This is a genomic window from Halomonas sp. V046 (assembly GCF_052645355.1).
The window spans coordinates 200,206-226,020 of record NZ_JBQXYF010000010.1; the positions used below are offsets into that span (position 1 = coordinate 200,206).

The 25,815-nt window shown below is 63.2% G+C and carries 22 protein-coding genes; 5 read left to right on the plus strand and 17 right to left on the minus strand.

Annotated elements, in window-relative coordinates:
* Positions 1–24: 24 nt before the first annotated feature.
* Positions 25–399, minus strand: coding sequence for an ArsR/SmtB family transcription factor (locus tag ACUN9Y_RS15220; RefSeq protein ID WP_445461567.1), 375 nt, complete (start codon positions 397–399; stop codon positions 25–27).
* A 261-nt stretch (positions 400–660) separates the two neighbouring features.
* Here ACUN9Y_RS15220 and ACUN9Y_RS15225 point away from each other — a divergent pair, with 261 nt between their 5' ends.
* On the plus strand, positions 661–1,104 hold the full coding sequence (locus ACUN9Y_RS15225) for a DUF2946 domain-containing protein (protein WP_445461568.1): 444 nt from the start codon (positions 661–663) through the stop codon (positions 1,102–1,104).
* Between the two features lie 261 nt (positions 1,105–1,365).
* Positions 1,366–3,681 carry a TonB-dependent receptor domain-containing protein gene (locus ACUN9Y_RS15230; protein WP_445461569.1) on the plus strand — a complete coding sequence of 772 codons (2,316 nt, stop codon included), beginning with the start codon at positions 1,366–1,368 and terminating at the stop codon, positions 3,679–3,681.
* A gap of 189 nt (positions 3,682–3,870) precedes the next feature.
* On the opposite strand, the gene flgL is transcribed toward ACUN9Y_RS15230, so the two are convergent.
* From flgL to flgB, 11 genes are all read right to left on the minus strand, one after another.
* The gene (flgL, locus tag ACUN9Y_RS15235) at positions 3,871–5,124 is read right to left on the minus strand and encodes a flagellar hook-associated protein FlgL (RefSeq protein WP_445461570.1); all 1,254 of its coding nucleotides are present in this window, start codon (positions 5,122–5,124) and stop codon (positions 3,871–3,873) included.
* Positions 5,125–5,139: 15 nt separating this feature from the next.
* Positions 5,140–6,786: a flagellar hook-associated protein FlgK gene (gene flgK, locus ACUN9Y_RS15240; protein WP_445461571.1), complete on the minus strand. Its 1,647-nt coding sequence runs from the start codon at positions 6,784–6,786 to the stop codon at positions 5,140–5,142.
* Between the two features lie 117 nt (positions 6,787–6,903).
* Positions 6,904–8,244, minus strand: a complete 1,341-nt coding sequence (gene flgJ / locus ACUN9Y_RS15245; protein WP_445461572.1) for a flagellar assembly peptidoglycan hydrolase FlgJ — start codon at positions 8,242–8,244, stop codon at positions 6,904–6,906.
* On the minus strand, positions 8,244–9,335 hold the full coding sequence (locus ACUN9Y_RS15250) for a flagellar basal body P-ring protein FlgI (protein ID WP_445461594.1): 1,092 nt from the start codon (positions 9,333–9,335) through the stop codon (positions 8,244–8,246). Before ACUN9Y_RS15250 ends, flgJ begins: the two co-directional genes overlap by 1 nt.
* A 57-nt stretch (positions 9,336–9,392) precedes the next feature.
* Entirely contained in the window at positions 9,393–10,091 is a 699-nt protein-coding gene (locus tag ACUN9Y_RS15255; protein WP_445461573.1) for a flagellar basal body L-ring protein FlgH, read from the minus strand.
* Positions 10,092–10,162: 71 nt separating this feature from the next.
* Complete coding sequence (gene flgG, locus ACUN9Y_RS15260) at positions 10,163–10,945, minus strand: flagellar basal-body rod protein FlgG (protein ID WP_445461574.1); 783 nt, start codon at positions 10,943–10,945, stop codon at positions 10,163–10,165.
* Between the two features lie 51 nt (positions 10,946–10,996).
* Complete coding sequence (locus ACUN9Y_RS15265; protein ID WP_445461575.1) at positions 10,997–11,755, minus strand: flagellar basal body rod protein FlgF; 759 nt, start codon at positions 11,753–11,755, stop codon at positions 10,997–10,999.
* Between the two features lie 13 nt (positions 11,756–11,768).
* Positions 11,769–13,010 (minus strand): flagellar hook protein FlgE, encoded by a 1,242-nt coding sequence (flgE, locus tag ACUN9Y_RS15270; protein WP_445461576.1) that lies wholly within the window; start codon positions 13,008–13,010, stop codon positions 11,769–11,771.
* A 90-nt stretch (positions 13,011–13,100) separates the two neighbouring features.
* Positions 13,101–13,796 carry a flagellar hook assembly protein FlgD gene (locus ACUN9Y_RS15275; protein WP_445461577.1) on the minus strand — a complete coding sequence of 232 codons (696 nt, stop codon included), beginning with the start codon at positions 13,794–13,796 and terminating at the stop codon, positions 13,101–13,103.
* A gap of 4 nt (positions 13,797–13,800) precedes the next feature.
* Positions 13,801–14,208 (minus strand): flagellar basal body rod protein FlgC, encoded by a 408-nt coding sequence (gene flgC, locus ACUN9Y_RS15280; RefSeq protein WP_445461578.1) that lies wholly within the window; start codon positions 14,206–14,208, stop codon positions 13,801–13,803.
* Positions 14,209–14,235: 27 nt separating this feature from the next.
* Positions 14,236–14,649: a flagellar basal body rod protein FlgB gene (gene flgB, locus ACUN9Y_RS15285; protein ID WP_445461579.1), complete on the minus strand. Its 414-nt coding sequence runs from the start codon at positions 14,647–14,649 to the stop codon at positions 14,236–14,238.
* 270 nt (positions 14,650–14,919) lie between these two features.
* On the opposite strand from flgB, the gene flgA reads away from it, so the two are divergent.
* The 3 genes from flgA to ACUN9Y_RS15300 all read left to right on the plus strand — a co-directional run bounded on the left by flgA (position 14,920) and on the right by ACUN9Y_RS15300 (position 16,574).
* Positions 14,920–15,663 (plus strand): flagellar basal body P-ring formation chaperone FlgA, encoded by a 744-nt coding sequence (gene flgA / locus ACUN9Y_RS15290; protein ID WP_445461580.1) that lies wholly within the window; start codon positions 14,920–14,922, stop codon positions 15,661–15,663.
* A gap of 165 nt (positions 15,664–15,828) precedes the next feature.
* Positions 15,829–16,128 carry a flagellar biosynthesis anti-sigma factor FlgM gene (gene flgM / locus ACUN9Y_RS15295; protein ID WP_445461581.1) on the plus strand — a complete coding sequence of 100 codons (300 nt, stop codon included), beginning with the start codon at positions 15,829–15,831 and terminating at the stop codon, positions 16,126–16,128.
* Positions 16,125–16,574, plus strand: a complete 450-nt coding sequence (locus ACUN9Y_RS15300) for a flagella synthesis protein FlgN (RefSeq protein ID WP_445461582.1) — start codon at positions 16,125–16,127, stop codon at positions 16,572–16,574. The genes flgM and ACUN9Y_RS15300 overlap by 4 nt, the downstream gene beginning before the upstream one ends.
* 155 nt (positions 16,575–16,729) lie before the next feature.
* Here ACUN9Y_RS15300 and ACUN9Y_RS15305 read toward each other — a convergent pair whose 3' ends face one another.
* The 5 genes from ACUN9Y_RS15305 to ACUN9Y_RS15325 form a co-directional block, all read right to left on the minus strand.
* Positions 16,730–18,490, minus strand: a complete 1,761-nt coding sequence (locus tag ACUN9Y_RS15305; RefSeq protein WP_445461583.1) for an EAL domain-containing protein — start codon at positions 18,488–18,490, stop codon at positions 16,730–16,732.
* Positions 18,491–18,842: 352 nt separating this feature from the next.
* Positions 18,843–20,027 (minus strand): HlyD family type I secretion periplasmic adaptor subunit, encoded by a 1,185-nt coding sequence (locus ACUN9Y_RS15310; RefSeq protein ID WP_445461584.1) that lies wholly within the window; start codon positions 20,025–20,027, stop codon positions 18,843–18,845.
* Complete coding sequence (locus ACUN9Y_RS15315; protein ID WP_445461585.1) at positions 19,990–22,185, minus strand: type I secretion system permease/ATPase; 2,196 nt, start codon at positions 22,183–22,185, stop codon at positions 19,990–19,992. Before ACUN9Y_RS15315 ends, ACUN9Y_RS15310 begins: the two co-directional genes overlap by 38 nt.
* The gene (locus ACUN9Y_RS15320; protein WP_445461586.1) at positions 22,154–23,365 is read right to left on the minus strand and encodes a TolC family protein; all 1,212 of its coding nucleotides are present in this window, start codon (positions 23,363–23,365) and stop codon (positions 22,154–22,156) included. The genes ACUN9Y_RS15315 and ACUN9Y_RS15320 overlap by 32 nt, the downstream gene beginning before the upstream one ends.
* Positions 23,366–23,514: 149 nt before the next feature.
* Positions 23,515–25,815 (minus strand): Ig-like domain-containing protein (locus ACUN9Y_RS15325; RefSeq protein WP_445461587.1); only part of this gene is annotated, 2,301 nt, incomplete at its 5' end.

Consider the following 25,815-nt stretch of genomic DNA (forward strand, 5'->3'; position numbering starts at 1 on the left):
GCGAACTGTGAGTCGTAGACAGGCTCAAGGGCAGGCCGTTCGCAACGCGTTCAACAGCGGGTCACAGACCTCGGCGTTGCCACCGCAGCAATCACGCACCAAAAACTCCACGGTGGCGACCATGTGCTCGAGGTTGGCACGGTAGATCAGCGAACGACTCTCACGACGCTGGCTGACCAGGCCGGCTCGGCTAAGCACGCCGAGGTGAGCAGACAGGGTGTTGTGAGGCACCGCCAGGCGCCGGGCGATCTCACCCGCCGCCAGGCCCTCGGGCTCATGGCGCACCAATAGCCGAAACGCCTCGAGGCGAGTGGCCTGGGACAGCGCCGCGAAGGTATCGAGGCTCGCCTGGGTACCCAGCGAGGCATCGACGGCGGGATCAGCGGGCAAATGAGGCATCGTATCGACCTTTATTTCCATATGTCGGAGAATATAGACATATATCGCCCGGCGTCAAGCGCCAGACACGCCACCTTGTTCGTGACGGCCGATAGTCCTCCGTTATGAGCGGGGAGTGCCACGCTACCTGTCCGGGGGCAAGAAATGCTGCGGTTGTTACGTCACTGCGACATCGCACCGCGTTGGCCATGCCCCAAGGTGCATTCCCAATGACTAAACTGGCGCGGTCCGTTTCCTGACCGCCACCGATTCGCCTTCTCGATGCCCTACACCCTTCGTCGCCGATTCTCGAACCGAGCCTACCACTGGGCGCTGATGGCGATGCTCTTGGTGGTGCTTGGGCCACTGGCGGGCCAGGCGAGCGAGGCTCTACTCGGGAGCCATTCCCACCCTCACGCGGCCCACAAGGATCTCCCGCGGACGATATCGGCGTCATCAGTCGCCCCCACCGGCACGCCCTACATCCATCCCCATGCCGCCAACCGTGGCAGCACCAGTAGCAGTGACCACGCAGCGCAGGGTCTGCACGACGCCTGCGGCTACTGCTCGCTGTTCAAGCTGGTACCGGTGCTATACGCGCTGCTCCCCGGAGTCGCGCCGGTGCGTGATCGTACCAGCGCTCCGACGCCTCGGCGCCAGTTGGTCGGCCACGGCGATCCCGCCGTTTTCCCCAACGCCCAGACCCGAGCCCCCCCGCGCGTTTGAACGCTAGCTGCACGCCACCTGCCAACCGCGACCTGCCCGCCGTCCACCTCGGGACGGCCACGGAGCCGTTGCACCATTCCCTTGCGTTCAAGGCACCCCATGACCTTCTGTCATCTTTCACCGCGCGGCCTTTATGCCCCGCTGTCACGCGCTAATCCTTTCGTCTGTTCGGCAAGCTTGCCCACGCTCGCACCCTTCGCCACCGAGACGGCGACCCGAGCGCTCACCAGTCAGTCGCCTCGGCTCCGGGCTCGACAGCCTTTGCCTCTGGCCATCGCGCTGGTATCGGCCGCATTGACAAGCCCGACCCTGGCCCAGGATACCCCCCCAAGCCCCGGGGCCGCGGAGGCCTTCGCGCCCAACACGACCTTCGCCACGCAAGCGACGTCGCAAAGCGAGCCGACCATGGTCATCACCGCCATCGCCCCGAGCTCCCCCGTCACCGTGGTCACCGATCCGCGGGTACCGCGCCAGCCGGTGCCGGCCAGCGACGGCGCCGACTACCTGAAGACCATCCCCGGCTTTGCCACCGTTCGCACCGGCGGCACCAATGGCGATACGGTATTTCGTGGCATGTTCGGCTCGCGCCTGGCGATCCTGAGCAATGGCAACCGGCTGTTGGGCGCAGGCTCCGGACGGATGGATACGCCGACCTCGTACATCTCCCCGGAGAGCTATGACGAGCTGACCGTGATCAAGGGGCCTCAGTCGGTACTCTACGGCCCCGGTGCCTCCGCTGGCGTAGTGCGCTTCGAGCGCGGCCCGGAGCAGCTGGGCGATGACGGCATGCGCCTGGATGCCGGCGCGACCGTCGGCACTTACGGGCGCTTCGACCGTCGGGTCGATGGCGCCATTGGCGGTGAGCAAGGCTACCTGCGGGTGATCGCCAACGAATCCGAAGCCAACGACTACCAGGACGGCAACGGCGACACCGTCCACTCGGAGTGGGACGACAAGTGGAACGCCGACGTGGCGCTTGGCTGGACGCCCGATGACGATACCTGGCTGGAGCTTTCGGTGGGGCGCGGCGACGGTGAAGCGGCCTTTCCGGGTCGCGGCATGGATGGCACCAGGTTCCTGCGTGAAACCATCGACCTGCGCTTCGAGAAGCGCAACATGACGGAGCACTGGCGCAAGTTCGAGGCCCAGCTCAACTACGCCTACACCGACCACGTGATGGACAACTTCAGCCTGCGCGAGCCGGCACCCATGGACATGGGTGGCATGGGTGGCATGGGCGGCATGGGCGGCATGGGCGGCATGGGCGGCATGGGCGGCATGGGCGGCATGGGCGGCATGGGCGGCATGGGCGGCATGGGCGGCATGGGTGGCATGGGCGGCATGGGCGGCATGGGTGGCATGGGCGGCATGGGCTCGGCCATGAACATGGGTGGCATGGGCTCGGCCATGAACATGAGCGCCATGAACGCTATGCCCACCGCCATGAACATGGGCGACAAGATGGCTCAGGAGCTGGACCGTCGGGCTCGTGGTGGGCGCATCGCCTCGACCTGGGACTGGGATTCGGTCACCTGGATCGCCGGCGTCGACGGCCGTACCGAGGACCATCGCCGCCGCGATTCACGCTACGACATGCACGGTAACTATCAGGGTGTCGGTCGGTTCGCCTGGGACGAGGACTACACTCGCGATCAGGTCGGCGCCTTCAGCGAGCTGACCTGGTACGCAACAGACGCGCAACGCCTGATCGGTGGCGCCCGCTACGACTACTACCGGGTGGAGGACGAGAACGACCAAGGGCAAAGCGACAGCGCCGGTGACGTGCGCCACGACCGCCTGCCGAGTGGCTTCCTACGCTACGAGCACGACGTGTCGGCCATGCCGGCCACGATCTACGCCGGCCTCGGCCACGTCGAGCGGTTCCCCGACATGTGGGAACTCAACCCCGACAACCTGGGCCCTAACGGCGACGAGAACGCCTTCGAAGGCGTCGAGCCGGAAAAGACCACCCAGCTCGATCTCGGCATCCAGTACCGGGGCGCGCGCTTCGATGCCTGGGCCAACGCCTACGCAGGCTACGTCGAAGACTTCATCCTGTTCGACTACAACGGCGGCGCCATGGGCGACGACACCCGGGTCAACAACGTCGATGCCCAGCTGGCCGGCGCCGAGATGGGCGTCAGCTACGCCATCAGCGACCATTGGACGGGCGACGCCAACCTGGCCTACGCCTGGGCCCGCAACGTCGAGGATCACGAGCCGCTGCCGCAGATACCGCCGCTGGAAACCCGCTTCGGCCTGACCTACGCCCGCGACAACTACTCGCTGGGTGCGCTGTGGCGCGTCGTGGCGGCCCAGCACCGCACCGATGAGGGCAAGGGCAACGTCGCCGGCAAGGATTTTGGCGACGCCAGCGGCTTCGGCACCCTGGCGTTCAACGGCGCCTACGACGTCAGCGAAGCGCTTACGCTAAGCGCCGGCGTCGACAACGTCTTCGACAAGACCTACAGCGAGCACCTGAACGTCGCCGGCGACGGTGGCTTCGGCTTCGACGCCAACGAACGGGTCAATGAACCGGGCCGCATGTTCTGGGCCCGAGTCGACCTGCACTTCTGATCAAGCGGCCAGCCAGACAAGGCCCCCACCGGCAGGAACAACAAGGCGGCGCCCCGATAACGAGGCGCCGCCTTACGAGTTGCCTAGGCGTCGAGTCTTGTCGTCCAAGCCCAAACGGCAAATCCTTCAGCCTAGATTACGGCGTGGTAGTGGCTGGCGGCGAGAGCATCATACGGCGTCAAGCCGTACTCAAAGATACTTGAACAACGACAAATCGCGCATGCCGACAAAGGCCTGCTGGGCCGCCTGCATGCCTACCTGGCGCAGGCTGTACTCGGCAATCGCCTGGTTGTAGTCAAGGTCCACCAGGTCCGACATGGTCTGGGCGTAGTTCAGCTCACGATTGCCGCTGACCGAGTCGATGACGTCGAGCTCGTTGAGGCGGGCACCGACGGAGGCACGCTTGGTCAGAACGTTGTCGAGGCTGGCGTCGAACTCGCGCATGGCCACGTTCAGGGTGTTGCTCAGCGTGGCCTGCTCGGCGTCGGTCTCGGCCGGGCTTTCGAGCACCGACAGGACCTTCTCGAAGGTCTTGAACAGGTCGGTGTTCATTTCATCGGCGGGGCCCAGGGTGATCTTGTCGCCATCCGCGGGCTGGCCCTTGAGCTCCATGCGCAGACCACCGACTTCCACGGTGGTGCCTGCGGCATCATAGGGCTCACCATCGATGCCGGCGCTGACCCAGGTGCCGCTGTCGTCCTGCTCAAGCACGCTGTAGGTGGTGTCACCGCCAGACTCCGAGAACACCACCTGATAGCGGCCGCTGGCCGAAGCCACGGCGCTATCGATCACATCGGGGCCCTTGAAGGTCACGCTGCCGGTGTTGCCACCGTCGACGCTGGTGCTATCCGGGCCGCCCTGGCTCGCCACGAAGCCAGATCCGCTCGGTACCGAAAGAAAGATATCGCGACCGGTATCGCCCACCGGCATGTCGCGAGAGGCATCGACGCGCTGCTTGCGCACCTGGTCGGCCCCTTCATAGCCGACACTACCGCCGGAGGAGACGAAGGGCGCGCTGGAATCCTGGTAGCCGCCGAACAGGTAGTGACCGTTGCCATCGGTGGCGTTGGCCTGACCGAGCACGGTTTCATAGATGCCGCGCAGCTCGCTTGCCACCGACTGACGGTCGGCGTCGCTCAGGGTCCCGTTGGCGGCCTGGATGACCAGCGCCTTGGCGCTGGCCACGGCGTCGCTGACGCTGTTGAGCACGCTTTCTTCCTGAGACAGGGCGTTGCGCGCGCTGACTCTGGCATCGCTGAACTGCTGGTTGACCGCCTGGGACTGGCCCACGGCCACGGCCCGCGAAGCCGCCTGAGGGTCGTCTGACGGATTGACCACCCGACGCCCCGAGGCCAGCTGCTGGCTCAGATGCATGAAGTCCGCTTGCTGGCGATTCATCGAGCCGACGCTCTGCTCGTACATGGTCACGGTGCTGATGCGCATGGGCTATCTCCGAAATCAGGGCCGCAGGCCAAGGATGGTGTCCACCACCGAGGTCGCCGTGTCGATGACCTTGGCGTTGGCCTGGTAGTACTGCTGGTAGCGGATCAGGTTGGCGGCCTCTTCATCCAGGTTGACCCCGGACTCGGACTGCTGCACCGCACTGAGCTGCTCACTCAGGCCCTGCTGGGCGGCCAGGTTGACCTGGACGATATTGGTACGGTTGCCCACGTCGCTGACCATGGAGGCATAGGACTGGCTGAAGGTGGCGCTGCCGCCCACCAGCAGCTGGTCCTGCAACTTCTGCATCGCCAGAGCGTTCTCGTTGTCACCGCTGGCGTCAGACAGGCCAGCCGCGATCTTGTCGGGGTCGTCGATGGCGTTGGCAAACTCCGAGGCGGCGCGACGCACCGGCTGCACCTCGAAGCTGTCACCATCGGCGAGCTTGGCCGGATCATCGATGGTAAGCGTCACGCCGCCGAAGCCCAGCTCCCCGGTGGCGGCGTCATAGCTCACTTCGCTGGCATCCAATGGCGTGCCGGAGCCGTTGCGCGTGATCTCGAAGGTCGGCGGCGTGGCGGCGGCGTCGACCACCCGGACCGTGAAGTCGTTGGCTTCGAGGGCAGCGATATTGGCGTTGTCAAAGACCGCCGTGATCTCGGCGCCACCGGCGTTGGCCGCATCGGAGAATACCCGCGGGGAGCCGATGTCGAACAGATCGCCACCCGGCTCGCCGTCCAGGTTCATGCCCTGGGCGTGCTGCTCGTTGAAGGCCACGGCGAAGGACACCGCCAATTGGCCGATCTGGTTCTGGGTGCGGTCGAGGGTCTCGGCGCGAAACGCCATCAAACCGCCGAGGCTGCCGCCCTGAATCGCGTCTTCATCGAGGGCCTGGGTGCCGCCGCCCGGGTCGTGATAGCCGACCACGATACGCTGCGGGTCATTCGGCGACGCCACCGCCTCGAGCTTGTAGGACTGGGTGCCGGAGACCAGCGGCTGGCCACCGGGCAGGCTGATCTGGTAGGACTTGCCGTCCTGCACCGTCAGCTCCACGTCCAACCGCTCGCTGAGCTCGCTGACCAGTTGATCACGCTGGTTGAGCAGGGCATTGGGCGCCTCACCGCTCCTGGCACGGGCCAGCGCTATCTCGCGGTTGAGCCCGGCGAGCTGCTCGGTGGTGTTGTTGATCTGGCCGACTTCGTCACGAATCTGGCCGTTGATGCCCTGCTGCATGTCCTGCAGATAGCCGTCGAAGGCGCGAAACTGAGCCGAGAGCGTATCCGCCGCGCCCAGCACGCCCTGGCGCGCGGCGGGGTCGGATGGCGCACCGGCCAGGTCTTCCATGGACGAGAAGAAGCCCTGCATCAGCGGCGCCAGGCCGGCGTCCTGATCCGCCAGCAGGCTATCGATCTGGTTGATCTGGGTCTGGTAGGCATCCAGCGCCGAGGTGGCGCTCTTGGCGGCGTTCAACTGGTCGGCCACGTACTGATTGAACTGGCGCTGAATATCGTTGACCTGAACGCCACTGGTGGCTCCGCCTTGCCCAAGCACGGTGATCTCGCGATTGTAGCCCGGCGTGAAGACGTTGCTGATGTTATTGCTGGTGGTGCCGAGGGCATTCTGAGCGGCATTGAGACCACTCAGGCCGATGGAGAACATGCTCATGATTGGGTTCCTTGCGCCTATGCCTCGGTTATCGGCCGCGGCCGACAATCCTTGAGGGAAAATCCAGCGTCGCTGCCGCCGTCGGCGGCACCGCCAATGTCATTGTGCCCCGCTCCCTCAGAACACCGCCGTCGGAGTCATCAGATCGGCCTGGGCGAGCCAGTCATCGGCGCCGCTGGTGGTCGCGCTATCGACACTATCGGCGCTCTGGGTGCTAGCCGAACTGCCGGACGGGCTCGTCGAAGAGCCGTTCGACGTGCCCTGGGAGGCGCCAACGGCGGCTGCAATGGCACTCTCGGCCTGGCTCCTGGCAGGCGCTGGAGCGGGCTCAGGTGCACGCTCGGCCCAGCGCGCCAGGCGGATGTTGTCACCGCCGCCCGGTGCGGCTTCCAGCGGCCCCATGCTGTGCATCACGGCGATCAGCTTGGCGCCATAGGCCGGGTCGGTGGCGTAGCCGCCCTGTTGCAGCGCCATCGCCGCGCCGGCAGCGTCCGGGGCATCGACCACGGCGGCGTAGCGCGGGTTGGTCGAAATCAACCTGGCGTAGTCGGTGAAGGCTTCTTCGAAGGAGCCATAGACGCGAAAGTCGTCGCGGATCTTGAGGCGTTCGCCGCCCTCGACCTCATGGGTGGTAATACGCGTGGTGGCGCCGTTCCACGACGACCCGGCCTTGATGCCGAACAGGTTGTAGCTGTTGGCGCCACTACCGGTCGCGATCTCGTGGCGGCCCCAGCCGGTTTCCAGCGCCGCCTGGGCCAGGATCAGCTCGGCAGGCACCCCGGAGGCGCGGCTCGCGGCCTGGGCGGGAGCAGCCAGCTTGTCGAGGAAGGCCTGCACGTGGTCGGGGGTGTCGCGGGCCTCGACCCCGGCGATGCTGGCCTGGGCCTGAGGCGCACTCATGCCTTGTTCCACCGCGCCCAGCTCGTCGAGGAAGCTCTGTGGCTGCGGCACTTCCTCCACGCTTGCCACGGCGTCCTCGCGCAGGGCGTTGGACAGCGGCCGCGGCGTACCGCGGGGAATACCGGCGATCAACTGCTCGATCTGGTCGCCGCGCTCACTGGCCTGGGGCGCACCCAACTGCGACAGCAGCTGATCGGCCAGGCCAATGCCGCGCCGGGCCATGGTCTGGGACCACTGCTTGTCGAGCAGCGTCTGGTAGAACTCGGTTTCCTTGGAATCGGTCAGGCCCGAGCTCGGCATCGCCTCGCGCATGCTCTTCATCATCATGTCGATGAACAGCGCCTCGAACTGACGCGCCGCCTCACCGGCGGCCGCGCCTTCGTTGTTGCGTGCGCTGGTCTTGAGCCGCTCCAGCCCCTGAAGGTCCAGGGCGAAGCCGGCCTGGCCGGAAGCGCCGGTGGCGAAGCTGGCGCCGCTCAGCCCCGAGGCCGACAGGCCACCGGTCGCTCCTGCGCCGCCCAGACCCGCCGGGGGGTTGACTGCCGAATACAGACTCATCAGATAATCTCCAGCTCGGCCCTGAGCGAGCCCGCCGCCTTCAGCGCTTCGAGAATCGCCATCAGGTCATTGGGAGTCGCGCCGAGGGCGTTCAGGGCGTCCACCACGTCGAGCAGGTTGGCGCCTTCGACCACCTTGAGGGTGCCCGGCTCCTGCTCGATGGAGATGTCGGCATCCGGCACCACCACGGTCTGTCCACCATCGCTGAAGGGCGCCGGCTGGCTGACGCCGAAGGCGGTGTCGATGACAATCGACAGGTTGCCGTGAGCCACGGCGGCACGATTGAGCGTCACGGCACCGTTGAGCACGATGGAGCCGGTGCGTGAATTCAACACCACCCGGGCCGGTGCCGGCATCGGGTTGACCTCCACGTTCTCGACCCGGGCCATGAAGTTGACCCGCGAGTTGGCGTTGGTGGGGCCATTGAGGGAAATCACGCCCCCATTGCGGGCCGAGGCCACCGGATAGTCGAAGGCGCCGTTGATGGCCGTCACCATGCGCTCCACGGTGCCGAAATCGGCCTCGTTGAGGTGCAGCTCCAGCACGCCATCGGCGCCGCCGAGGGCCAGTGGCACTTCCTGCTCGACCATGGCGCCGCCGGCGATGCGGCCGGCGGCCTGGTGGCTGATCTGCACGCTGCTGCCGGCGGCTTCGGCGCCGGCACCGTTGATCAGCAGGTTACCCTGGGCCAGCGCATAGACGTCGCCGTCGGCGCCCTTGAGCGGGGTCATCAGCAGGGTGCCGCCGCGCAGGCTGCGGGCGTTGCCGACCGATGATGCCACCACATCGAGGCGCTGACCGGGCCGCGCAAACGGTGGCAGGTCGGCGGTGACCATGACGGCGGCGACGTTGCGCAGCTGCATGTTGGTGCCCGGCGGCACGGTAATGCCAAGCTGAGACAGCATGTTGTTCAGGCTCTGGCCGGTAAACGGCGCCTGCATGGTCTGATCGCCGGTGCCGTCGAGCCCCACCACCAGGCCATAGCCGACCAGCTGGTTGTCGCGCACGCCGGCGAAGGACGCCAGCTCGCGGATGCGCTCGGCCTTGGCCACGGCGGAGAACATCATCAGGCCCCCCAGCAGCACCAGCATCACCGAGCCCAGCACCAGGGTCGGGCGACGTGTCACAGGATTACGCATGACGAGCCCCTAGAACGGCGAAACGTTGAGGAAGAAGCGCTGCATCCAGCCCATGTACTGCGCCTCGTTGATGTAGCCGTTGCCGACGTACTCGATGCGCGCATCGGCGACGGCAGTCGACGGCACGGTGTTCTGGGCGGTGATCGTGCGCGGATTGACCACCCCGCCGAAACGGATGAACTCGGTGCCCTGGTTGATCGCGATCTGCTTCTCGCCGCGCACCCTGAGGTTGCCGTTGTTCATCACCTCGACCACCGAGACGGTGATGGTGCCGGTGAAGGAGTTGTTGGCCTCGGACCCGCCGCCGCCCTCGAAATCCGAATTGCCATCGATCTCGAAGCCGTAATCCATCAGCTCCTCGAGGCCCTCGGGCACGGCCGTGAACGTCAGGTTGGAGCTGCCGTCTCGGTCGGCGTTGGAGCGCGCATTCTTGCTCGCACTGACCTCTTCATCGAGCACGATGGTGAGAATGTCACCCATGGCGCGCGGACGCCGATCTTCGAACAGCGGCTGGTAGCCCCGGGCCTTCTGGAAGATCGAACCATTGGCCACCGGCAGCGGCCGGTCGGGAATGGTGATCTGTTCCTGCTCGCCTACCACCGAGGCATGGGGAATCTGGGCGCAGCCCGACAGCACGAGCAGGGCCAGTGCGACAAGCGCCAGCAAGGGGCGCGTGAGGCAAGTGGCGGAAACGAAGCGGGGGCGCATGGCGAACTCCGGGCGAGACGATTGATGGGGCTGGTTGACGTGATGGCTAGCGGGCCGAGGTGCGCCCGGGTTTACAGCTGAGCCAGGCGCGCCAGCATTTCATCGCTGGTCTGCACGGCCTTGCTGTTGATCTCATAGGCGCGCTGGGTCTCGATCATGCTGACCATTTCCTCGACCACGTTGACGTTGGAGGTCTCGACATAGCCTTGCAGCAGGCGGCCGGCGCCGTTCATGCCGGGGATGCCTTCGTTGCGCGGCCCGGAGGACGAGGTCTCGGCGTAGAGGTTGCCGCCCAGCGACTGCAGCCCGGTGGCGTTGACGAAGGTCGACAGGGTGATCTGGCCGATCTCGTCGGACTCGCTGGTGCCGGGCTGAGTCACCGAGACGATGCCGTCCTCGCCGATCGACACCGACAGGGCGTTGTCGGGGATGATGATCGCCGGCTCTACCGGATAGCCATTGGCCGACACCATCTGGCCGTTTTCGTCGAGCTGGAAGCTGCCGTCCCGGGTAAAGGCGGTGGTGCCATCGGGCATCAGCACCTGGAAGAAGCCCTTGCCGTTGATGGCCAGATCGCGAGAGTTCTGAGTCGCCTCCAGGCCGCCCTGGGTGTGCAGCCGCTCCGTGGCCACGGGGCGCACACCGCTGCCCACCTGCATGCCGGAGGGCAGGCGATCCTGAACGTTGTTCTGGGCGCCGGGCTGGCGCAGGTTCTGATACAACAGGTCCTCGAACACGGCACGGGACTGCTTGAAGCCGTTGGTCGAGACGTTGGCCAGGTTGTTGGAGATGACGTCGAGCTTGACCTGCTGAGACTCGAGGCCGGTCTTGGCCGTCCACAGTGACTTGATCATCGGGGGTTCCTTGAGGGGCTATTCACTCGGGCCTGGCGTGGCTCATCGGCATCAGCCGTTGAGCGACAGCAGGCTATTGGCGCGCTGGGCGCTTTCGTCGGCGGTGCTGATCATCTTGGTCTGCAGCTCATAGCGCCGCGCCACATCGATCATCGCCACCATGGATTCCACCGGGTTGACGTTGCTGCCCTCGAGCGCCCCGCTGACCACCGTCACGGCGTCGGAGGCCGGCAACGGCGCCGAATTGCCGGCGGCGTCGGGGGGCGCACGAAACAGGCCATCGGCGCCACGCAAAAGCCCCGCCTCGCCCGGATCGACCAGCTTCAGGCGCCCCATCTCGGCCAGGGAGTCAGGATCCTGGCCCATGCCGATGCCACTGAGGGTGCCGTCGGCGCCGATAAACACCTCCGCTTCCAGCGGCACCTGAATCGGGCCACCCTCGCCGATCACCGGGCGTCCCATGCTCATCAACAGGCCGTTGCCGTCGACCTGCAGGTCGCCCTGTCGGGTATAGGCTTCGCTGCCATCGGCGGCCTGCACGGCCAGAAAACCGCTGCCGTCGATGGCCACGTCCAGGGTCCGGCCGGTACGGGTGATCGCGCCGGGGGAAAAGTCCGAGCCAGGGGTCGAAGCCGCCACCGAGACGCGGGTCGCCAGGCGCCCGTCGCCTTCCACCGGCACCGCTCGCATGGCCTGCAGCTGGGCCCGGAAGCCCGTGGTCGAGGCGTTGGCCAGGTTGTGGCTGACCACCGCCTGCTGTTCCATGCTCTGGCGGGCGCCGCTCATGGCGGTATACAGAAGTCGATCCATGGCTCAGGGCTCCTTAGCGCAGGTTGATGGCGGTCTGCAGGACCTCGTCCTGGGTCTTGATGGTCTGGGAGTTGGCCTGGTAGGCGCGCTGGGTGACGATCATGTTGACCAGCTCGCGGGCCATGTCGACGTTGGATGTCTCCACCGCACCGGACTGAATGCCGCCCAGCAGGCCCGTGCCCGGGGCCCCCACCAGCTCCTGACCCGAGGCGTCCGTGGCCGCCCAGGCGTTGTCACCCATGGGCTTCAGGCCCTCGGGGTTGCGGAAGTTGGCCAGGGCGATCTGGCCGGCGGCCCGGGACTGCTCGTTGGCGTAGTTGCGCACCACGGTGCCATCGTCCTGGATCGTGATGCCGACCAGGGCGCCGGAGGTGTAGCCGTTCTGGTTGAGCGCGGTGGTGCTCGATTCGTTGCCGAACTGGGTGGAGCCGGCGACGTCGAAGGTCAGGTTCATGTCTGCCGCGGCGCCATCGAGGAAGTCGTCGCTGGCAAAGGTCATGGCGAACTGGGCGGGGTCGGGCGTAGCCAGCTGGCCGTTCTGGGTAAACGTCATGTCGAGGCTCTGGGGGGCGGCGCCGTCCATCAGCACCTTACCGTCCATGGCGGTCTTGGCCGACCAGCTATTGGCACCGGTCTTCTCGTAGTAGACGGTGACGTTGCGCGGATTGCCCAGCGAGTCATAGGCGGTGAAATTGTTCGAGTAGTGATAATCCACGTCGACCTTGTTGCCGGCCGGGTCCGTCAGGCTGACCTGATTCAGGTCGACGCCGGCCTCCTTGCGCGAATCGAGGTTGAAGGTCGAGGACACCCGGTTGGTAGCGCTGGCCGGCATCTCTTCGGCACCGACCTGCAGAATGTCCGGCTGGCCGCCGACCTGGACCGCCCCCGCGGCATTGACGCCGTACCCCATGATACGAGCGCCCTGGGCGTTCTGCAGATAGCCCTCCGGAGTCAGGGTCAGCTGGCCGTTACGCGAGTAGACGACCTGGCCGTTTTGCTCCATGCGAAAGAAGCCGTCGCCGCTGATGCCAAGATCGAGCGGGCGGTTGGTGGACTCCAGGTTGCCGCCACTGAAGTCCTGCAGCACGGCCGACATCTGGGTACCGAGGCCGATCTGCGAGTTGGCGAAGACGTCGGCAAACTGGGCGCTGCCGCTCTTGTAGCCCACGGTCTGCGAGTTGGCGATGTTGTTACCCAGCACATCGAGGCTGTTGGCGGCGGCATTCAGGCCGCTGAGCGCTTGTGAAAATCCCATTGGTCATTCCTCTGCGTAGGTTGCGCTGTTCTCGACCTCATCCAGCGTCGTTTTTTCGGCGTCGTTGCTAGCGTCGATCGCTCGGCGCGGTCACAGGATCTGGCGAACATCGCCAAGACCCACCTGGCCATAGACGGCACCCAGATCGAGAGCCACCCGGCCGTTTTCATCGGCCGGCGTCACACCGCCGACGATGGCGTAGTTCAGGGTGCCGACCTCGAGCGCTTCGCCATCGGCTCCGGTCGCCTCCACGGCAACGTGGTAGGCGCCCTCTACGGTGGCCGCACCGTCATCGGTCAGGCCATCCCACTGGAACGACTCGACGCCCGAGGATGCCGGGCCGATGTCGTAGCTGTTGATGACTTCCCCGGACTGGTTGGTAATGGTCACCTTGACGTTGGCGGCGGGCTGATTGAGCTCGATGCCAAATGGCGTGGTGATCTGACTGCCATCCTCGGCCTGGGTCAGCAGCAAGCGATCGCCGGGGACCAGCACGCCCTTGCCGATCAGCGAGGTCGCCTGCATCGCCTGGCCGGCGTTGATCTGCCCGGTGATGGCCGCGAGCGACGCATTGAGATCCTCGATCCCCGACACGGTGTTGATCTGGGCCAACTGCGAGGTCATCTCGCTGTTGTCCATGGGGTTGAGCGGGTCCTGATTCTGCAGCTGGGTGACCAGCATGGTCATGAAGTTGTCACCGAGCTCTTCGGAGGCCTTGCTGGAACTGGCGCTGGCCGCGGCGGCGTTGACGCCGTTATAGATGCTTGCATCGATGGTATTGGCCACGGTCTTAGCCCTCACCCAGGGTCAGCGTCTTGAGCATCAGCTGTTTGCTGGTGTTCATGACCTCGACGTTGGCCTGATAGGAACGTGAGGCAGAGATCATGTTGACCATCTCGCCCACCGGGTCGACGTTGGGCATGGCCACATAGCCCTCGTCATCGGCCAGCGGATGCTCCGGCCGATACTCCTGACGCATCGGCGAGGGATCCTCGATGACCTCGCTGACCCGCACGCCACCGATACCGGCGGCGCCGGCGGTCTGGGATTCGAACATCACCTGGCGGGCGCGATAGGCCTCGCCGTTGGGGCCGCTGACGCTGTCGGCGTTGGCCAGGTTGCTGGCGGTGGCGTTCATGCGCTGGGACTGGGCGCTCATCGCCGACGAGGCGATATCAAACACGGAGAACATCGACATCGGTCACGCTCCTTGTGGGAGAAAGGCTTAGCGTTCTGGCTGCATGGCCTGCTTGAGGCCTTGAATGCGACTGTTGATCAGGGTCAAGGCCGTCTGGTAGCGCACCGTGTTGTCGGCGAAGGCGCTGCGTTCACGGTCCATGTCCACGGTGTTGCCATCGAGGCTCGGCTGATCGGGCACGCGATACAAAAGCTCCCGGGCGGCGGGCGAGGCGTGCCCCTGGCCTGACAGGTGGTGGGCCGAGGTGCGCGAAAGCGCAAGCCCATCGCTGCCCGACTGGCGCTGGGCGCTTTCCAGCGCCTTGGCAAAGTCCAGATCACGCGCCTTGTAGCCCGGCGTGTCGGCATTGGCGATATTGCTCGCCAACACCTTCTGGCGCTCGTTACGCAGCGACAGGGCCTGCTGATGAAAGGCGAGCGACGCCTCGAGCTGATCGATCATCCCGCTGACTCCTCAATCCGGGTCGCCTTCACAGAAGGGAAGGTGTCGACGATGGAGAATAGCGACAGCGTTGTCAGGCCAAAGGCATGAACAACCCCCTTTCCCATCGCCAATTCGGGCGATGCCCACCCGCCCTGGACGCTAGACTCGTGGGACACTCGGGGCAGAGCGCCCTTGTTCCTTCTGCCTGTGAGGCCGTCGATGGTGCCTTGTGTTTCGCAACGATCTGTCTTGTCCATGGCCGGCCCCAGAGCGCGGCCGACACGATCGATGGCGAGGGTTCTGCCGGTGTGGCTGGTGTGGCTGACCCTGCTGGCCCTGCCGACGCTTGCCGCGGCCGCCCAGGCACAGCCCCCGGCGCAAGGTCAGCACACCAGCCCCCGCGATCCGGGCGCCGCCACCCAAGACAGCCTGATCCAGCAGGTACAAGGCTTCCTGTACCAGCATGCGCTGCCCTTCGGCGATGACGTCCAGATAGAGGTCTTCCCGCCGGCCGCGCACTTCCCGGCCTGCGAAGACGCCGAGGTGTTTCTGCCGCGCCCCGATGCACGCCCCCTCGGTCGAGTGTCGGTGGGCGTGCGCTGTGGTCTCGACGGCCGCCGCGTGCGCTACCTTCAGGCCGAGGTCACGGTCTACGGCACCCACCTGGTCGCCGCCCGGGACATCGAACCAGGCGAGCGCATCAGCGCCGATATGCTGGTCCGCGAAAGGGTCGACCTCGGCCGCCTGCCGCCCCAATCGCTGACCGACCTGCAGGCGGCCATCGGACAGCAGGCGAAGCGACGCATGCGCCAAGGCCAGAGCTTATCGGCCTACCACCTTGAAACACCGCGGCTGGTACAGCGCGGCCAGGCCGTCAGCGTCCAGGCGCAGGGCAAGGGCTTTCGTATTCGCCGCCAGGGTGAAGCCTTGGATGAAGGCGGCGCCGGGGACACCGTGCGGGTGCGCTTCGCCAACCGCGACGTGCAGGAAGCCCGGGTAGCCGGGCCGGGACTGCTGTCGGTGACCTTCTGAACCGGTAGGTGGAATCCGCTAGACTGAAAGCGCTATCGACGAGACAAGGCCGCGACTCGGCATTAAAGTCCACCCGACATTGGCCGATACTGAGAACAACGCACCTGGTGACAACGTTTTTGGTCACATCCTGGTCACACCGTCATTGGTCACGAGGCCCCGACCATGAAAATCGACTCCCAACATCCGCTGACACGCCCCACCACCGCGGACCCGGCGCAAGGCCCCAAGCCCGCCGGCGACAAGGCCGCCGCTGACAAGGCGGCGGCTGGGGGCGACGGCCCCTCCAGCACCACCCAGCTGAGCCGGCCGGCCAGCGATGCCAGCCACGACATCGACACCGCTCGCGTGGCCGAGATCCGCGATGCGATTCGCGATGGACGCCTGGAAGTTCACCCCGAGCGCATCGCCGAGGGACTGCTCAAGAGCGTCCGCGAGATGCTCGATGAGGAAGGCAAGGCGTGAGTCTGACAAAGCTGCTGGATGAACAGCACGAGCGGCTGATGCAGTTGCTCGCGCTGTTGGGCGAGGAACAGGAGTGCCTGATCAAGGGCCAGGTCGACGGCGACAAGCTGACCACGCTCGCCAACGACAAGACCCTGTTGCAGCGCATGCTGGCCCAGACCGAAGAGCGTCGCCACGAGGTCCAGTGTCGGCTGGGTTACGGCGACACCCGCGAAGGCGCACGCCAAGCCGCCATCGATGCGGGCTGTGAAGAGCGCTGGCAGGCGACCCTCGCTGTTGCCCGAGAAGTGGCCCGCGCCAACCTGCGCTGCGGCGAGCTGCTGAGCCTGCGCATGGCCCACAACCAGCGCATGCTGGACCATATCCACAAGATCGCCGACGCCGGCGTCTATCGCGCCGATGGGCTGACCCGGCTGCAATCGCCGCGCCTGAGCACCTCGGCCTGAGGGCACCACCGGGCGCCGACTCGCCGCGAAGCACAAGGGCGCAAACCCTGGCGCAAAACCCTAGCAGCGAACGAAAAGACCGCGACGCGATGCCAGGGCATCGCGTCGCGGTCTTTTCACTGGAGGACCCTGTCAAACGCACGCCCTGCCAAACATTAGAGCGGCGAGAACGGATGACTCCCGGCGGCGGCCCAGGCCTCCAGGGCATCGAGCGCCAGCGGCTGGCTAAGCAAGTTGCCCTGGGCGCGCAGCAACCCGACCTCGCGCACCGTCGACAGCTGTTCGACGGTTTCCACCCCCACCACCACGCTGTCGAGCTCCAGGGCCAGCAGCGACTGCGTCAGCGCCGCCAGACTCTGGCGTGACGAAGGCCGCGCCTCGCTCAGCGCATGCACCAGTTCGCGACCGATCTTGCCAAGCGACACCGGCAACACCGCCATGCCGAACAGGTCGACCGGTGAGCGCCCCAGTCCATCGACCGTCAGCCGCACACCGAGGCCGACGATGCGTCGCAACAAATGGGAGTGACGTTCGCCGATCGCGCTCAGGCCGGAGCTCTGTATCTCCAGGCTCAGCCAGTTGAGTGACTCATCGCCCTGCTGGCGCAGGAACAGGTCGAGCGCTCGGCGGTCGAAGGCCTCCTGATCCAGCAACTGAACATGCACGTTCACCGCGATATCAACCTCGGCAAGGCTGGATCCCGACGTGGCCCAAAGCCTGCGCTGGGCGATGACCTGCTGAATCACCCAGCGATCCAGCCGATCCGCCAGTTGCATCTCCGCGGCCAAGGCCAGAAACACATCCGGCCCCAGCTCACCGCGCTCGGGGTGGCGCCAACGCACCAGGGCCTCGAGGCCACAGCAGCGCCCCGATACCAAGTCGAACTGGGGCTGGAAGACCAGCGAAAAGTGCTGAGCGGGAAACAGCAGCGCTTCCTGCAGGCTATGACGAAACGTCTGCTTCTCCGTGATCCAGCGCTGCAGACTGCCATCGAAGAAGGCATGGGTGCCGGGTGCGGCCTCTTCGAGCGCATGCTCGGCGTGCATCAACAGCACCTCCGGCTCGTCTCCGTCTTCCGGACACAGGGCGATGCCAATGCGTGGTTCGATCAATACCGGAGCATGGCCGGCTAAGGTGAAGGGCGGTTCCAGGGCTTCCTGACAGCGCTCGGCGATCACGTGCAGGTTCTCGGGGCTCATCGGGTGTTCGAGCAGCACCCCCCAGCGGTCGCGATCGAGCTGGATCAGGCTGTCTTCCCGACGCAGGGTGTTGGCCAGGCGACGCCCGGCCCGACGCGACACTCGACTGGCGATCTCGGCGCCGCTGGCGGCGACCACCGGCGCGAGCCCATGCAACTGAATCATCATCACCGCCAGGCCCTGGCCGAGGCGCTCGGCACGCTCGAAGGCGTGGCTTAAGCGATCCTCGAAGATCCAGGCGCTGGCGATACCCCCGACATCGGACTGGCGGCCGTCCACCACCGCCTCGGAATCGGCATTGAGATCGACGAAGGTGAGCAACGTCTTTCCGGCATCCCGGTCGGGCTCAAAGGGAACCAGGGAAACGAGTCCCAGACGCGAACCGACGCGATCGTCCACCAGCAGCCAGGCCTGCTGCCACTCGGGCCCGAGGGTCAAGGTGTTATACCCCACCCGCTCGCCGAGAATGTGGCCGAAGGGGCGCAACAGCTCGTTCACGCGACGCCCGCCGAGATCGCCCCGAGTAGGGCAGGCAAGCGAGGTCAGGGCCTCATTGGACCACAGGATGCGATCGTTGCTATCGAGCAACGCCAGGCCCACCGGCGCACGGTCGAGCAGCAGTCCCGCCACGACGGCGGGGTGCGGAGCGACCTTGCCGATTCCCAAAGCCGCTGACAGCGTCGGCGGCGCGCCAGAACCTGAACCGTCTTTTGCCATCGTGTACATCCAAAGAGGTAGGTATCGGTAATCAATATATGTCTTATCGACACAGTTTAGGCAAACTTGAGGCGGACGAATGGCAAAAGGGACTATTAAAAGCATAAGAAAATAGCCCCCAACGTTTGTCGTTGAAAAGTCGGTGCAAACTACCTCCATTGAATTAGTCTAATCCAACGCTCAGCGATCAGGCGTCTCGGCCTGTTCGGCCAGGCTGCCCCAAAACAGTGCGCCGGTCAGTTTCATCTCGCCCGGCGCGGCCAACGAACCGGCTACGTGGAGAGATCAGCCTCTCGCCCATCATCGCCACGATTGGGCCGTTTCCTTTCTCCCGGCATCTCGCCTTTTCAGCTCAATACAACTTCGCCTTCACAAGAGGCTTCAACAGATAACTAAGCAGTGACCGTTCACCAGTCTGGATATCCACTTGTGCCACCATCCCGGGGCGTATCGCCAACTGCTCGCCGTGGCGTTCGAGATGTGCTTGGCCTGTGCGTATCAACACTTCGTAGAAGGACTTCTTTCCTTGTGGCGTGTCTTCTTCGATAGTGTCCTCACTTATCTGTTCTACGGTGCCAGATAGATCGCCGTAGATCGTATAATCATAGGCTGTAAGTTTCACACTTGCCGACATCCCAGGGGCAACAAATGCCACGTCCTCTGGGCGTATACGGGCTTCAATCAGCAATTGGTCGCCCAGTGGAGTAATGTCCATTATAGGCTCACCTGGCTGCACAACCCCACCAACTGTGTTTATCATTATGTCGTTGATTCTCCCATGGACAGGCGACACGATCTCGGTGCGATCCAACTGATCAGTGCGCTGCAACAGTGTCTTCTCTAGTGTCGATAGTTCTGCCTGCTTATCCGCGAGCTCGGCATAGGAATCCTGAACATATGTGTTACGCATTTCTGCCAACTTTCCCGCCAGTGACGCAATGCTCTGCTGCAGTTTTAGCGACTCCATCTCGCTGACTGAACGACGCTTAACCAACGGTTCCAGTATGTCGATCTGGCGCCGTGTAATGGCCATTTCTCTCTCGATGGAATTTTCCGCCTCTACCAATCGATTCCGCCTGGCATCGAATAGCCGGCGTTCAGACCGCGCTAGCTCTCCTTCAACGTCGATGCTTTCAGGATATTCGATAGTTTCTTTTTCTAGCACCTCGGCTTCCAACCTGGCGATGGCTGCCCGCAACACCTGAATCTGACTCTGTGTCTCCCAATAGGCGCTACGAAACCGTGTATCATCAAGACGTAGCAGCACCTGCCCCTGCTCGACTCGGTCGCCCCGGCGAACCAATAGTTCATGGAGTATCCCTCCCTCCAGGCTTTGGATGGTTTGCATTCGTGACATTGGAACCACTTTTCCATCACCACGAGTTACCTCGTCAATGGTTGCCCAGGATGCCCAGAAGAGAAAGCCAATAATCACCAGTACGCAGACCCAAAGTACCGGGTGGGTCGCACGGTGCGGGCGGGCATTGGTCCGCAGTTGTTCAAGAATTTGGCGTTGCTGTGCGACTCTCGATGCCATCCGCTTGATCTCCATGGTTGCGTCGAACAGGTGCTTTCACGCGATTTCCGCTAACCACCGAATCCAATGGGCCATCCATGACCCGCTTCCCATCTCTTAGAACCACCGCTCGGCTTACCAGCGCCAGTAGCGATTTTTTATGTGTTGATACAACAAGGGTTCGTCCTGCGAGCCATGCCCCAAGGAAGCTCACCACCCGCTGCTCATTGGTTTGATCAAAGGCAGAAGTGGGCTCATCCATAAGGACGACTCGGGGGTCCTGAAGGATCAAGCGAGCCAGCCCGACGGCCTGTCGCTGACCGCCGGACAGACTCCCACTTCCGGCGATGGGCATATCGAGGCCGAGGGCGTGACGCTCCACGAAGCTTCCTAGGCCCACACTGCCAAGTGCCTCGAGTAATTCATCATCGTCATGGGCGGCGCCATCCAGGGTGAGGTTATCCCGCAGTGTGCCATGAAAAAGAGCGATATCCTGTGGCAGGTAGCCGATAGCATTGCGACGGTCGGTCGGGTCAACTTGCTCCATGCGAATGCCATCGATCATCACACTGCCTGCGCCAGGTTCAAGCAGCCCAGCCATCAGGCGTAGCAAAGAAGACTTGCCTGAGCCATTACCGCCAAGCAGCGCCACGCGTTCTCCGGCCTCAACCTCCAGGCGGTCAAGCGACAGAGCAGCAGGCGAGTCCTGGTGATACGACAACGAGACGCCTTCCAGCCGATAATTTCCCTGAAGCCTCGGTTTCCGCACAAAGTGGCGTCCAGGCGGTCGCTCCACGGGCGCTTTCATCAACGCGTCCAGGCCTTCCAGGGCGACCTTGACGTGTTGCCAGCGGGCCAACAGGTTGGCTATCTGGGCCATGGGAGCGACAGTGCGCGACGTCAGGATCGTACAGGCAATCAGGGCGCCTACGGTAAGCTCGCCCGCCGCGATCAAGTAGACCCCGACAATCACCACGCCAATGTACGCCAGCTGGTTCACGCTAGCGGCGCCGAACGAGAGCCGTGCCGATAAGCTGCGTTGGCGCACACTGGTTTCTGCAAGGTTTCGAGAAAGGTCGTCCCAGAGCTTTAGATGGCGGCCTTCGGCGCGCGTTGCCTTGACGGTTTCCAAATGCTCAATGGTCTCCAGCAGTACGCCCTGGCGCACGGCGCCTTCTCGCAAGTTCTGGCGCGATAGTGTCGCCAGCCGCCGCTGGGCCAAGAGTCCTGGAACAACCATCAGCGCAATGGCGACGATGGGCACCCAGACCATCGGGCCGCCGATGTAGAAGATGACGCCCAGGAAAAGCACGACAAAGGGCAGGTCACTGATGGCTCCTATGGTAGAGGACGTCAGGAATTCCCTGACTGACTCAAACTCACGAATCTGGCTGCTGAAAGCGCCAGTAGACCCTGGCTTGGCAGCGAGCCGGAGCTGCATAACTTGGTCAAAGAGTCGTGACGAGAGCTCGAGATCCAATCCTTTCCCGGTAGCATCGAGGAGGTGCGCGCGTAGACTGCGTAGCAAGAACTCCATGAGAATCGCCAGGCCTACGCCGCTGGCCAGTATCCACAACGTAGAGAACGCTTCATTGGGAACGACACGATCGTAGACTTGCATCGCAAAAATTGCCGTAGAGATGGCCAGAAAATTGGCCATGAGCGCGGCTATTCCGACTTCCGTATAGGCCCCCCAGCGCTGCCTCACTGGGCCTTTCAACCAATGCTCACTCGCCTCTCTAGCGTAACCCTCAGCGCGGTCGTCAGGCTTATATTGAGGGCGTGCCACCACAACTTGGCCGGTATGGCGCCGTAGAAGGTTGGCGACCGACCATGTCTCTGACCCTCCACCACTTTCAACAGTTAACATCAGAAATTGATCGTTCGTACGAGAAGCGACGACTATCCAGCGCCCATCGTCAAGTTCCACCAATATCGGCAGCAGGTCATCGATCAGCGTATCGACCGACGCCTCTATCAAGCGCGCCTTCATCTCAGCACGAAGCATGGCACGTGGGATATGAGTCAGGGGCAGCCGACCGTGCTGAAGAGGAAGGCCGTCTCCCAACTCGGCAACGTTGGTGGGGTGGCCCAATTGCTCACAAAGCAACACTAGCCCTTCGCGAAGCGGATCTCTGGCGGTCGTCTTATGGGCGGCCATCATCGTTCTCCATGGCATAGCGCCCCGAGTAGTGGCCAGACAGCACCGCGTCGAGCCTGCCTAACTGCGAAGCCGCCTGGTACTGAAAACGGTACAGCTGAATTCTCATATCAACCCGCCGACGATCTACCTCGAACCGCTCTCTCTCGATACTCAACAGATCCGCAATATCGCGTAACCCGGCATCGAACTGCTCTCGATAGGTTTCCACTACGCCGCTGGCGCTGAGCAGTTGCTGCTCCAGATCATCCAGGCGCCACGCCGTTACCTCTCGCTGATCCAGCAACCCCTTGAGCGATCGCTCCAGCTCCTGGTGTGTGGCTCTTCGGCGTGACTGAGAGGCTTCCAACCGCTGTGATGCGGCCTTGCTCCGCCGCCAGTTAGACAGGCCTTGTATCGGGTCCATGCTCAGCCGCAGTGCAATGACCTGGTCATCCTCAATCCGCCCACCAATTTCACGTCGCAACAACGACCCTTCCAGGTTGAGTTGGGGTCGAAGCGCCGCACGAGATTCATCCAGGTGTGCCTTGGCAGCTACAACCCCGGCTTGGCTCTTATCGAACACAGGAGCCTCATCGATAGCACCCTTGAGAACATCTGGCGAAGCAATCGTCGACAGAAAGTCGTGTGGTGACGGTTCTTGCATCGACAAGAACTCGCGTTGCAATAGCAGTGTCAGCTGACTCTGCGCATCACTCAACGCACCCCGCTCGATGGATAACTGCTCCTTCGCCCGAGCCAGGTCAAGATTAGCGCGTTCACTCTCACTGCGATCGCTGTATCCGCTGAGATCCCGATCTTTCGTCATCGCCGTGAGAGCGTCCAATCGGGCGAGATAACCCTCTACGACAGCTACTCTTCTCTGTGCCGCAATCACATCCAGGTATAGCTCTATAATTTCGAGAGACACCTCATCAATTGTCACTTTTAGATCGGCAAGGCTTTGACGATACTCGGCCGATGATGTATCTATCTGGGCGGCAATTCGGCCCCAATCATACAACACCTGGGCAGCGGTAATATCATAACCAAGTTCCCCAAAAAGTTGGTTTTCCGGCCCAGCAGACATACTGACTGACGGCCAGTAGCTATCTTCTGCTATCTCCACTTCTGTGGCATATGTACGCACCTCAGCTTCCGCGCCCAGTACGGTTGGACTGACGGATAATCCTTGACCAACGGCCTCAGCCAACGTCATTGCACATGACACTCCTGGCAGCATCCACAAGGCCACTGTAAATACTTTAATTCTCGCCAAGACCTTTTGTGATGGTGCCGTAAAAATCCGGAAGCCGATTCGGCTAATTGAGCATTCATTAGCCCTTACCGACGCCCGGACAATGCGAATCAGGAAACCTCCACTTTAATTGAGTCATCGACCATAAAGGCCGTATCACCAATTTGATATTCAGCATAGACGGAGCCATCTATGGTCTGCTGATTTCCCGTAGAGACGGCTCCCGATACGTTCAGAGTATCAGCCTCATCGCCCGTAATCTGAAGTTCGTTATCGCTATCCGTCAACTCGATTATTTCGGACTCATCAAGGGTCAACATTGAGCCTCCATCACCGTCACCCAAGTCAATACTCTCCAGGTTCCGTAACTCTCCTTGAACCTGGGTGACATCTAGATCGAAGCCGCCATCGAGCTCCAGGGTATCGAAGCCATCTCCCCCGTCGACCATAGCGAAGCCGTCGTCCCCGATCTGGATAAAGTCATCACCGGCACCGCCACGAAGGATGTCACTTCCCCCACCGCCGATCAGAGTATCATTGCCGTCATAGCCATAGATCCGATCGTGCCCTGCATCACCGATCAGGGTATCGTCGCCAGTAGTACCCTCCTGAATATAATCAGGCGTATTGTCCAGGCTCAACAACGATAGGCCTAACAGGTTTCCTGAGCTGTCAGAATCTCCAGCCCCACGGCTATCTTCCACCTCTACAGTAGTGCTTCCCAGTAAAGAGAGGTCGATAGCACTGTCAGCGTAATGAACCGTGGCCAGGAATTCGTTGATAGCCAGGTTGTCGATGTCCCCTTCATCGGTCGCCGTAATGGTCAACCAAGAACGAGGGCCAAGTAATCCGAGTCCCCCTGAGTCTGAGCCAGGCACAACAGAGAGACCCAATTCGCCAGCCAAGGCTTGCGAATAATCGAGTCCAATAGCGCTGAGGGATACACCCAAGAGTGCTCTATTGGTCACGACGACCTGGCGAAGATCGCCATCCTGATCATAGGCCGCCAGATCCTGATCATTCAGGTCGATTACCCCCAGGGCCTCCAGGCCAACAAGGCCTAATAGCGAGCTACCCGCCGACACAGCGATCGGATCATCGGCGACAGCGTTCAGTGTCGTGGTATCGGATACGCTACCCGAGTTCCCAGCCTCGTCCGTTACACCCATAGTGACGGTGATGGGGCCATCGGTCAGACTGCCAAGATCCTGCTCGCCCACGGTTACGGTGCCATCCGCACCAATCGTGATATCAGCCGGGTCTAGCGCGATATCCGCAGTGCCGTCGTCGCTGTCGCTGATGACAATACTGTCGACGGAACTCCCTGCCTCCACCTTCCCGGTGAGAGAAACACTTCCTGCTTCCGTACCGTCGATAACACCATTGCCATCGTTGAAGGAAATGCTATTGAAGCCGTCATCTGTCGCCGGAGGCACGGTATCAATAACAATGACACCTGTAACAGTGCGGCTATTCCCCGCCGCATCGGTGGCCAGGACTGTAATGGTGGTATCACCTTCTCCCAGCGCTGGCACCGCGTCATCCGCCAGCGTCCAGGTGCCATCGCCGTTATTGGTCGCGTCGTAATCAACGTCGTCCACCGTGACCACAATGGTCGCGCCGGGGTCATCGACGGTACCGCTCAGAGCCGGCCTGGTGTCGTTGGTGATGGCCGAGTCCAAAGCCACGGTCGGGGCCGTTGCATCCAGCGTGGTGGTATCAGTAATCGTGCCGGTGTTACCCGCGGCATCGGTCACCGTGGTGGTCACCGTCAGCTCGCCGTCGACCAGACCACTGAGGTCTTGGCCCACGACCGTGACAGCACCGTCCGGACCCACCGTGATATCCGCCGAATTCACGGCCAGCGGCGTCGAACCATCACTGATGGTGATGCTGTCGATGCTGCTGCCCACTTCGATCACACCGCTCAGGGTGACGCTGGTTGCTTCAGCGGCGCTCAGTTGATTATCGCCACCATCCTCAAAAGCCACGCTATTGAGGCCATCGCCGTCGGCTGGGCCAGTAAGATCGACATTCACAACTGCATCGATACTAGTGACGTTATTCGCTGGATCCGTGGCCGTGATCGTGACGTTGTTCGCACCTTCCACTAGCGGCTCCAGCGTGTCGTCCGCCAGTGTCCAGGTGCCATCGCCATTGTTGGTCGCGTCATAATCAACGCCGTCCGCCCTGATCGTAATGGTCGCGTCGGGATCATCGACGGTGCCAGTGAGCTCGGGGGTAGCATCGTTAGTGGTGATCGGTTCAAGCCCCACTGCCGGGGCGGTAGCATCGGGTGCCGTGGCATTTGCCGGCGCGGATTCGTTATCCGAGGTGTCGGTTTGCGTGACGCCAAGGGCCTCGCCGTCGAGCTGGGGCTCGTCCAGCACCACGCTGAACGTGCCATCGTC